This is a genomic window from uncultured Limnohabitans sp. (genome assembly GCF_937889215.1).
Taxonomy (GTDB): Bacteria; Pseudomonadota; Gammaproteobacteria; order Burkholderiales; family Burkholderiaceae_C; genus Limnohabitans_A.
Genome location: NZ_CALBEX010000602.1, coordinates 1 through 9,004, shown reverse-complemented (window position 1 = coordinate 9,004; position 9,004 = coordinate 1). Strand labels below are relative to the sequence as shown.

Genomic DNA, 9,004 nt, shown 5'->3' with positions numbered 1-9,004 from the left:
CATGGCTTCGGGGGTGCGTTTGTAATAGGCCGGGCCGTGGTTGCCCATCTGGTGCATCACCACCACGGTGCCAGCGCTGCTGCGCCCACCGGCCTCGAGCTGCGCCAATTTTTCGGGCAACAAACTCAGCATGATCTCGTCAAAACACTCACCATCCGGGCACAGCTTGGGGTCTTTGAGTTCTCGGGTTTAAGCGTTGGCGATGCGATCACACACCCCTTTGCAGCCAGACTGGTTGTCCAGCCACAACACGTTCATGCCCGCACGCTGCAACACGTCGAGCAGGTTTTCGTAAGGGGCGTTGCTTTTGGCAAAGGCCTCGCGCCCCAAATGTGAAAACATGCAGGGCACCGACACTTGGGTGTTGGTACCGCAAGAGCTGACGTCAGAAAAATAGGTGAGCTCCCCACTCGCCTGCAGCTGCTGCAGTTGTGGCGTCATGTTTCGGGCGTAGCCGCTCAGCCCAAAGTTGGCCGCCCGCACGGTTTCGCCCACCACCAGCACGATCAAAGGAGCCGGCCCAGAGGCACCGTCCTTGGCCGCCATGGCGGCGTCCTCACCCAGGGTCTGCAAAGGCATGCGCGCTTGCTGGGTCTGACCCACCAACAGGCGAGCGCCCCCGTAAACGGTGTTGAAGGGGTTGAGCATGTAGCGCAAAGATTTGTGGTTGCGCATGGTGGAAGCCAAATCCTGAAACGAGGCCCACACCACCACCAGGGTCACCAAAAACGCCAGCGCCGCCAGCCCCATTTGCTTGCCCGCCAAGCGCAGCGCAGGCAAAGTCTGCACAGGCTGACGCCACCACCACCAGCCCGGCAGCACCACACCCAAGCCCAGCACCACCAGCATGGACCACGACAACAGGTCTCGCACCTCGCGCACATCGGTCTGGGCGGTGTTGGCCATCATGGTCGGATCGATCACGACCCCATAAGTGAACATGAAATAGCTGTTGCTTGCCGCGATGACCAGCAGCACCAAACCTGCGGGTTTGCGCCAACGAGGCCAAACCAACAAGCACAAAAAGCTGGTGGTCAGCGCGAACACCATGACCGCAAATCCGGACAAACCCAACAAGGTGCGGGGACTGTGGGTCTCCGTCAAGGCCCACAGGGCTCGCCACCAGGGCAGATTGCCCAATGTGCTGAGCCAAAGGGCCAGCACCAACAAAAGGCTCAAAGGGTGCCAGGGGCGGCGAACAGCGGGTGTGGGGATCATGGGTCAACCAAGGCAACGAAACAGCCGACATTCTATTGAACCCACGCTTAACGCCACATGAACTTGGGCAAGTGCGGCCCGCGTCATGGCTTGTACCGATGCTTTCTACCACCGTCAGCCCGTTCCCAAGGTCACGAACCTGCCTGTGCAGCTTGTATGCAGAACTGTCTTGCATAAACACATGCTGTATCGACCCTGTTCTCTTGGCGTGAAGGGCCGTATTTGAAGCTCGATGGTCTTGGGCACGAGGATCATGCGGCGGACCTTGTCAGAATCGATTTAATATGGGCTCATCCCATTCGACCTGTCATCCCGTGATGCAAAAAACAGACCTCCTCAATCCTGACCACAAACCCCTCCTGCTCAACAGCCTTTGGCTGTGGGGCAGCTGGCTGGTGCTGACCCTGATCTGGGATGCGTCGGGCGCTGACCTGAACGTCGCCACCTGGTTGGCAGGCCCGCAGGGTTTTGCGTTGCGCGACCATTGGTGGTTGAGCCGGGTGATGCACGAGTGGGCGAAACAACTGGCCGTGTTGATCTACCTCGGGGTACTGGTCATGACCGTGTGGCCAAAGGGGATTTGGCGAGATCTGAAGCGCCGCCAACGGTTCGAGATCGCCACAGGCATCACCCTCAGCTTGCTGGTGGTCAGCACCATGAAGCACAACAGCCTGACCAGCTGCCCCTGGGAATTGCAGGCGTTTGGCGGGGTGGCCCAGTATGTGTCGCATTGGTCCTGGGGCGTTGCAGATGGTGGCAGCGGTTCGTGTTTTCCAGGCGGGCACGTTTCCAGCGCTTTTGCATTCATCGCGCTGAGCCTGCCCTGGTTGACCTCGGTGGACGCCGACCAGCAACGCCTTGGGCGGAAGATGACTGGGGTGATTTTGCTGGCTGGTCTCGCCTTGGGGCTGGCGCAGACCCTGCGAGGTGCCCACTACCCCAGCCACACGGCCTGGACCGCTTTGATCTGTGCGGCCACGGCCTGGGCCAACCATGGTTTGTTTGTGGTGGCTCAAAAATGGGCGCACCGCACCCGCCGAACGGTCGGACCGTGAAGGCCCCTTGCCCGTTAGGAAGTCAAGCCCAAACACCCATGTTGCGCAGCCACACATAACTGCCGGTGCCGACCAGCATGCTCAGCAAGGCATTGCGGGTGCGCCACTGGATCACCAGCACCAGCGCGATCGCCAGCAACTCGGGCCATGGGCCATGGCGGTGTTCACGGGCCGCACCGACCATCGCGTGCACCAGCAACAAGCTCATGATGGCCAGCGGCAAAAACCGCCCCAAACGTTGCACGATGGCGTGTTTTTGAAGCCAAGTGGCGGCCACAAAGGGCAAGGCCCGCAACAACACCGTCACCAGCGCCATCGCCACGATTGCGCCGAGCACGTAAGTCCGGTCGTTCATGGCTGCACCTCGGGGTTCTGCGCAGGCGCATGGCGCACCCACACGCCCCCCACCGCCATGCTCAGGGCGATGGCGATCACCAGCGCATGCTGCGGCACCAGCCACCAGGCCAATGCGTACGAGACCAAAGCCACCCACAGCGGTGCGCTGCTCAAGCGGGATCGCCATTGCTCCACCGCCAGCACGGCAAACAAAGAGGCCAGGGCAAAGTCCAACCCGACCAACGAGATCTGGGCTTGGGACCCCAGCCAGGCCCCCATGGTCGTGCCCAGCACCCACCAACACTGGTTAAGCCCACTCACCAGCGCCATCTGCCGGGCAGGGGTTTGAGGCGGCAGGGTGGTCAAAACAGAATAGGTCTCATCTGTCAAACCGAACACGCAATAACGACGCAACCACTTGCCTTGGGGCAGTTTGTCCAACAAAGACAGGCCATAGAACACATGGCGCAGGTTGACGATGAACGTGGCCAAGGCGATCGCCGTGACGGGCAGCCCTGCCGCCAGCATCGGGATCATCATGTATTGCGCCGCACCCGCATAGACCAGCAGGCTGGCCAGCACCGCGAGCCAGCCTTCGCCACCAGCCTGCACAAACAAAAAACCAAACACGGTGCCCAAGGGGATATAGCCCATGGCCACGGGCGAAGTCAAAGTCAGTACGGACAAAGCCGGGAGATGGTGCGGAGGCGAAGAATCAGGCATGGGTGGCGACAAAGAAGCGATGGGCAGGGGCAGGATTATCCACCCAGCACCCCATCGCGATGGCCCCAAAAAGACAACGCCGCGCGTGTTTTTAGCCGTCTGGGCCCCACAGCACGTTGCCGCACGTTGCAGCGCCGAAGTTTTGGGCTGCCCTCACACGCTGGAGAACCCGCTTATCAGTCCGCTTGTGAAGGAAGCTTCGCAAGCGGGGCTTCATTGCTAAAAAACACAGCCCCCAAAGCACCAGCACCAGCGTCAGGCGCGTTGGCGTGTCCAATCGGGCAGCGGCGCGGCTTTGTGCAGCACATCTTGGTGCAGCCAGGTGGCACTCTTGCGGGCGCGCTCGGCCACGGTCTCCAGGGGCAGCTGCTGGTAGTCGTCGTTGAAGACTTCGAAACTGTAGTCGCCCCGGTAACCGATGCGGTCCAGGCGCAACACCAAATCGGCCAACTGCTCGCTGTGCACGCCCTCCCCTGGGAACACGCGGAAGGTGCGGGCTGTGGTCATGCGCTCTTCAAATGTGGGGGTTTCTTGCCACATGAAGTCAGACAACTGCACCAAAAAGATCTTGGACGGGTCCAGCGCCTCAATGGCGTCCAAAGAGGTTTGGGCAGCGAAGATGTGGAAGGAGTCGATGCCAACGCCAAGGTTGGGGCAGTCGGCGCGACACACCACGTCCCAGCTGGTGGGAAATTCGTTGACGGTGCGGCCCCAAGACAGTGCTTCATAGGCGATCTTGATGCCCAGCGGCACGGCCAGCATGGCGAGTTTTTTCAGGTCTGCGGCGATGGCGTCGAGGTCTTGTGTGGCGTGGCGCGAAGTGGACGAGCAGACCAGCAAGACCTTGCTGCCAGTAGCCGCGCACATCTGGAGCATGGATTTGGCGATGTCGAGTTTGTAGCTGTGCAGGTGGCCCGACAGACCTTCAAAATCGCGCAGCACCTGAAAGCCGGTGGGCCGCATGCCGCTGGCCTGCACCGCCGCCACAGCGGCCTGGACACCACCGGGGTGCGTGACCAAATCGCGCGCCATCAGCATCACCTGAGAAAAGCCAGCACCTTTCATGGCGGCCAGCTTGGCCTCCAGGGTGCCCGCCATGGTGATGGTGTCCATGCCGTAGCCGTCGAGCATGCTCATGCGCGGCCTCACTGGTGAACCAGTTCAAAAGCGACCGAGCCCAGCGCAGCACGGGTCAGTGCGCCTCGGTCTTCGGGGTGCAGCTGGGTCGACTCGACGAATTCCACACCACGCGCCTTGAGCGCGGCCACGGCCTGCCCCACATCGGGCACGCTAAAGCCAATGCGCTGCAAGCACTCGGGGCTGTCGTCGGCGTCCATCCAGGGCTCGGGCTCCACCAGTTGCCACAAGAAGCTGCCGCAAGGGCTTTTCATGAGTTTGCCTTTGGGCAAGATGCCAAAGCGCTCTTCGTCAGGGATGGTGCCGAAGTCGAACATGTGTTCGTAGTAAGTTTGCCAGTCAGCGCTGCGGGCGGCGCCAATGTACTGAACCACACCAAAGTAACTCATGCCTGCCAGCGCAGGCGGGTTGGGGTCCACGGTGGGGATGGGCTTGAAGTCGATGTCGTAAATCGAGAACTCTTGCCAGCGGTCGACAAAATAAAAACGGCTGCCGCCTGGCCCGTGAATGGCGGGGATGTGCAGCTCCATGGCCTGCGCATGGCTGTCCACACGCCAAGCGCCCAGTTCCATGCAACGGGTGTGGGCCTGCAGGGCATCGTGCACGCGAAAGGCCACGGCCGAGATCGCCGGCTGGCCGTCCACCGTGCCACTGACGCGTGCGTCGTCAGGACTGGCGTTCACCACCAGATTCATGCCGCCTTGGCGGTACAGCGTGACCTCGCGCGATCGGTGGCGGGCCACCGGGCGAAAACCCACGTTTTCAAGCACTTGGCCCAGCGCTTGTGGGCGGCTGGTGGCGTATTCGATGAATTCAATGCCGGCGATGCCCAGTCGGTTGGGCATGTCGGGGACGGCTTCGCGGTTCGCGGGTTGTTGGCTCATCTTGGGGCTCCTGTGCGGGCTCAATAACTCAGTTGGGCGACACGGCGCAACACCTCGGCGGTGGTGCTGGGCCAACCAAAAAATTCCAAATAGGCGGGAATTTGTTCGTACAACATGTCTGTGCCCACCTGGACACGGCAACCACGGGCTTGCGCCGCCGCCAAAAATGCGGTGGTCTCGGCCTGCATCACCACCTCACCCACAAAAGTGTCGGGCGACAAACGCGACACATCCATCGGCAGCGGGTCGCCCGCGTGCATGCCCATCGGCGTGGCGTTGACCACCAGGTCATGGCCTGCAGGGTCGTTCGAGCCTGTGCGCACCAAAATGTGCGGGTAATGCGTGCGCAGGCGCTCAGCCAAGGCTTCGCAGGCGGGCGTGTTCACATCGAACAGGCTGATCGCGGCAATGCCCGCGCCCGCCAAAGAAGCGGCAATGGCGCAGCCCACACCGCCGGTGCCCACCACCAGCACGCGCTTGGCCTGCAGGTCCAACCCCTTGCCTTGAACGCCGCGCACAAAACCCGCGCCGTCAAACATGTCGCCCACCAAACGCCCATCGGGCAAACGCTTGACCGCATTGCAGGCACCGGCCACACGAACGGTGGGGGTGACTTCATCAAGCAGGCTGACGGTGGTGACTTTGTGCGGCATCGTGATGAGGGCACCCCGGATGTTCTCAAGGGTGAACACGGCCTTGAGGAACTGCGGATAGTGCGCGTCCTTGCAGCCCATGGGCACCACCACCGCATTGATGCCCGCTTCGTTGAAGTACGGGTTGTAAATCATCGGCGACTTGAAGGTGTGTGTGGGGTAGCCGATGTGGGCGATGAGTTCGGTGTGGCCGTTGATCATGGACTGAGGGGAAAAGGTCCGCAGCGTCAAGCGATGCGGGCCATGAATAAGAGGAGGTCAGATCAGGCAGGGCAGAGCAAGGCGCGTGCCCTGCTCTGCCCTTGGGGCTTACTTGCGCAGCTTGGCCAGCTCGGCTTGCAGCTCGGCCACGGTGGCCGCAATCGGCTCGCCGTGTTTGGCGATCACGGGCTTCATCTTGTCGCGCAAGATGGCCACTTCAGCGGCGGGCAAAGTCGTCACTTGCATGCCGCCTTTTTTCAGGTTCTCAAGCAAGCTCGCCTCCTGGGCACGGGCCTGGGTGCGCTGGAACTTCGAAGACTCGGCAGCCGCGTCGCTCAAAATTTTCTTTTCAGCGGCCGACAAGGTGTCCCAGAACTTTTTGCTGATCACGATCGACTGGGGGTTGTACTGGTGACCGGTCAGGGTCAGGTGCTTTTGCACTTCGTACAACTTGGCACCGTTGATGGTGGCCACGGGGTTTTCCTGGCCGTCCACGGCTTTTTGCTCCAAGGCGGCATACAGCTCAGGGAATGGCAGCGGTGTGGGGTTGGCACCCAAAGCCTTGACCCAGTCCACGTTGATCGGGTTGGGGATCACGCGCAGCTTCAGACCTTCGATGTCAGAGACTTTGTTGATTGCGCGGCGACCGTTGGTCAGGTTGCGAAAGCCCAGCTCATAAAAGCCCAGACCGACCAGGCCTTTTTCTTCCAACTTGGCGTGCATTTTTTTGCCAAAAGCACCGTCGACCACGGCATCGGCTTCTGGGCCGCTGGCGAACATGAAGGGGAAGTCAAACACTGAAAAATCGCGCACTTGCGAAGCAAAAATGCCCGAGTTCATCGAAGCCATCTCCAGCGTGCCGCCTTGCAGGGCCGACACGTTGGCTTGGTCGCTGCCCAAAGCGCCACCGGGGAACACATTGACCTTGAGCTTGCCGCCAGACTGCTTCTCGACGATTTCCTTGAACTTCTCCATGCCCTGGATGATGGGGTGGCCTGCCGCATTCTGGTTGGCAAACTTGATGGTCTTGTCTTGCGCCATGGCCACACCGGTCAGGGCCAACGCTGCCGTGGCCAGCACGGTCTTGATGAACACACGTTTCATGATCTTGTCTCCGAAAAGGAAAGCGGGACGCCGGGATAAAAAAACTTGGCGAGGGCGTGCCCATCTCACCGCCAAGCTGGTTGAAAACATCAGGAATAAAAGAACTTGAGGGGCACCAGCACGATGGACGGGAACAGCACCAACAAAAACAGCACCGCAATCTGCGCCAGCATGAAAGGAACAACACCCCGAGCCACTTCGTCGATCTTCATCTTGCCCACACCGGCCACCACGTTCAGCACTGTGCCCACGGGCGGCGTGATCAGGCCAATGGCACCAGCCATCACAAACAGAACCCCAAAGTAAACCGGGTCGATGCCAGCGACTTTCACCACCGGAATCAGCACGGGGGCTAGGATCAAAATGGTGGGTGTCAAGTCCATGGCCATGCCAATGAGCAAGAGCAAGACCATGATGATCACCAGCAACAAAGTCTGGTTGTCCATGAACGGCTGGAGCAATTCAATCAGCTGCGCAGGCATCTGGGCCACAGTGATCAGCCAAGCGCTCACCGAGGCACCGGCCACCAAGAACATGATCACCGCCGTGGTTTTGGAGGCCGCCACCATGACCTCGTAAATTTGCTGCCACTTGAGCTCGCGGTACACCACGGTGGCCACAAAGAAAGCATAAACCGCCGCCACCACCGCCGCTTCGGTGGGGGTGAACACGCCCATCTTCAGGCCCACCAACACGATCACCGGCAAGACCAAGGCCCAGGTGGATTCGCGCAAAGCAGTCCATTTTTCGGCTGTGCTGGATTTGGGCGGGGTGCTGGCACCCTCGCTGCGCGCCACCAGCCACCAGGTCACGGCAATGGCCACGCCCATCAAGATGCCGGGCACGATGCCGGCCATGAACAGCTTGCCAATCGACACATTGCCTGCCACGCCAAAAATCACAAAGGGAATGGAAGGCGGGATGATGGGCGCAATGATGCCGGCCGCACCGATCAGGCCACCTGCACGCGCCTTGTTGTGGCCAGCCTTGACCATCATGGGCAAGAGCAAAGCGGCCAGCGCGGCCGTGTCGGCCACGGCCGAGCCCGACAGCGACGCCAACATCACGGCCGCCAAAATCGTGACAAAACCCAAACCACCGCGCACATGCCCCACCAGGCTCAATGCCAAATTGACGATGCGCCGCGACAGGCCGCCCACATTCATGATCTCGCCCGCCAACATGAAAAATGGCACCGCCAACAAAGGGAAGCTGTTGGCGCCTTCCAGCACGTTTTGCGCCAAAATTTGGGCGTCAAACAAGTCCAGGTGCCACATCAGGGCCACGCCCGACAGCAGCAAGGAATAGGCCACGGGAATGCCCATGGCAATGGCCAACATCAAGGCCCCCAGAAAAATCGCAATCGTCATGGCTTGGCCTTCAGTCTTTTTGTGTGAGCAAAGCCCAGATCTGCATCAGGAACATGACGCCCGTCGACACCGCAAACACCACGCCGCAGCCATACGCCCAGGCCATGGAGTAACCGGTCACGGGCGCTTCCACGTCCCAGTTGATGCGGGTCTGCGCCCAGCTGCCCGACAACATCAGCCAAGTGACCAAGAGCATCAGCAAGTAACCCAACAGCAAAACGGCCTTGCGCAGCATGGGCGGCAGGCTCAACACCAGGGAATCCACACCCATGTGGGCTTTTTCGTGCACGGCCACCGTGGCCCCCAAAAACACCACCCACAAA

General features: G+C 60.7%; 10 protein-coding genes. 1 reads left to right on the top strand and 9 read right to left on the bottom strand.

Going from position 1 to position 9,004, the window contains the following annotated elements; all coding sequences use genetic code 11:
• Nucleotides 1–189: 189 nt before the first annotated feature.
• Entirely contained in the window at nt 190–1,218 is a 1,029-nt protein-coding gene (locus Q0341_RS15110) for a phosphoethanolamine transferase domain-containing protein (protein ID WP_299515041.1), read from the bottom strand.
• A 317-nt stretch (nt 1,219–1,535) separates the two neighbouring features.
• On the opposite strand from Q0341_RS15110, the gene Q0341_RS15105 reads away from it, so the two are divergent.
• On the top strand, nt 1,536–2,273 hold the full coding sequence (locus Q0341_RS15105) for a phosphatase PAP2 family protein (protein WP_299515039.1): 738 nt from the start codon (nt 1,536–1,538) through the stop codon (nt 2,271–2,273).
• A 22-nt stretch (nt 2,274–2,295) separates the two neighbouring features.
• On the opposite strand, the gene Q0341_RS15100 is transcribed toward Q0341_RS15105, so the two are convergent.
• The 8 genes from Q0341_RS15100 to Q0341_RS15065 all read right to left on the bottom strand — a co-directional run.
• Entirely contained in the window at nt 2,296–2,628 is a 333-nt protein-coding gene (locus Q0341_RS15100; protein ID WP_299515036.1) for an AzlD domain-containing protein, read from the bottom strand.
• Nucleotides 2,625–3,296, bottom strand: a complete 672-nt coding sequence (locus tag Q0341_RS15095; protein ID WP_299515033.1) for an AzlC family ABC transporter permease — start codon at nt 3,294–3,296, stop codon at nt 2,625–2,627. Before Q0341_RS15095 ends, Q0341_RS15100 begins: the two co-directional genes overlap by 4 nt.
• A gap of 291 nt (nt 3,297–3,587) precedes the next feature.
• Nucleotides 3,588–4,469 (bottom strand): TIM barrel protein, encoded by an 882-nt coding sequence (locus tag Q0341_RS15090; RefSeq protein ID WP_299515030.1) that lies wholly within the window; start codon nt 4,467–4,469, stop codon nt 3,588–3,590.
• Between the two features lie 8 nt (nt 4,470–4,477).
• Nucleotides 4,478–5,353: a 4-hydroxyphenylpyruvate dioxygenase gene (locus Q0341_RS15085; RefSeq protein ID WP_299515027.1), complete on the bottom strand. Its 876-nt coding sequence runs from the start codon at nt 5,351–5,353 to the stop codon at nt 4,478–4,480.
• 20 nt (nt 5,354–5,373) lie between these two features.
• On the bottom strand, nt 5,374–6,207 hold the full coding sequence (locus Q0341_RS15080) for a ThiF family adenylyltransferase (RefSeq protein ID WP_299515025.1): 834 nt from the start codon (nt 6,205–6,207) through the stop codon (nt 5,374–5,376).
• A 108-nt stretch (nt 6,208–6,315) separates the two neighbouring features.
• The gene (locus Q0341_RS15075; protein WP_299515023.1) at nt 6,316–7,311 is read right to left on the bottom strand and encodes a TRAP transporter substrate-binding protein; all 996 of its coding nucleotides are present in this window, start codon (nt 7,309–7,311) and stop codon (nt 6,316–6,318) included.
• An 89-nt stretch (nt 7,312–7,400) separates the two neighbouring features.
• Nucleotides 7,401–8,681, bottom strand: a complete 1,281-nt coding sequence (locus Q0341_RS15070; RefSeq protein WP_299515020.1) for a TRAP transporter large permease subunit — start codon at nt 8,679–8,681, stop codon at nt 7,401–7,403.
• Nucleotides 8,682–8,691: 10 nt separating this feature from the next.
• On the bottom strand, nt 8,692–9,004 hold a 313-nt coding region (locus tag Q0341_RS15065), incomplete at its 5' end, for a TRAP transporter small permease subunit (protein ID WP_299515018.1).

Coding starts and splice junctions, on each gene's coding strand:
- Q0341_RS15080 (WP_299515025.1), bottom strand. CDS start 6,207: ATGATCAACGGCCACACCGAACTCATCGCCCACATCGGCTACCCCACA.
- Q0341_RS15075 (WP_299515023.1), bottom strand. CDS start 7,311: ATGAAACGTGTGTTCATCAAGACCGTGCTGGCCACGGCAGCGTTGGCC.
- Q0341_RS15110 (WP_299515041.1), bottom strand. CDS start 1,218: ATGATCCCCACACCCGCTGTTCGCCGCCCCTGGCACCCTTTGAGCCTT.
- Q0341_RS15100 (WP_299515036.1), bottom strand. CDS start 2,628: ATGAACGACCGGACTTACGTGCTCGGCGCAATCGTGGCGATGGCGCTG.
- Q0341_RS15085 (WP_299515027.1), bottom strand. CDS start 5,353: ATGAGCCAACAACCCGCGAACCGCGAAGCCGTCCCCGACATGCCCAAC.
- Q0341_RS15105 (WP_299515039.1), top strand. CDS start 1,536: ATGCAAAAAACAGACCTCCTCAATCCTGACCACAAACCCCTCCTGCTC.
- Q0341_RS15090 (WP_299515030.1), bottom strand. CDS start 4,469: ATGAGCATGCTCGACGGCTACGGCATGGACACCATCACCATGGCGGGC.
- Q0341_RS15070 (WP_299515020.1), bottom strand. CDS start 8,681: ATGACGATTGCGATTTTTCTGGGGGCCTTGATGTTGGCCATTGCCATG.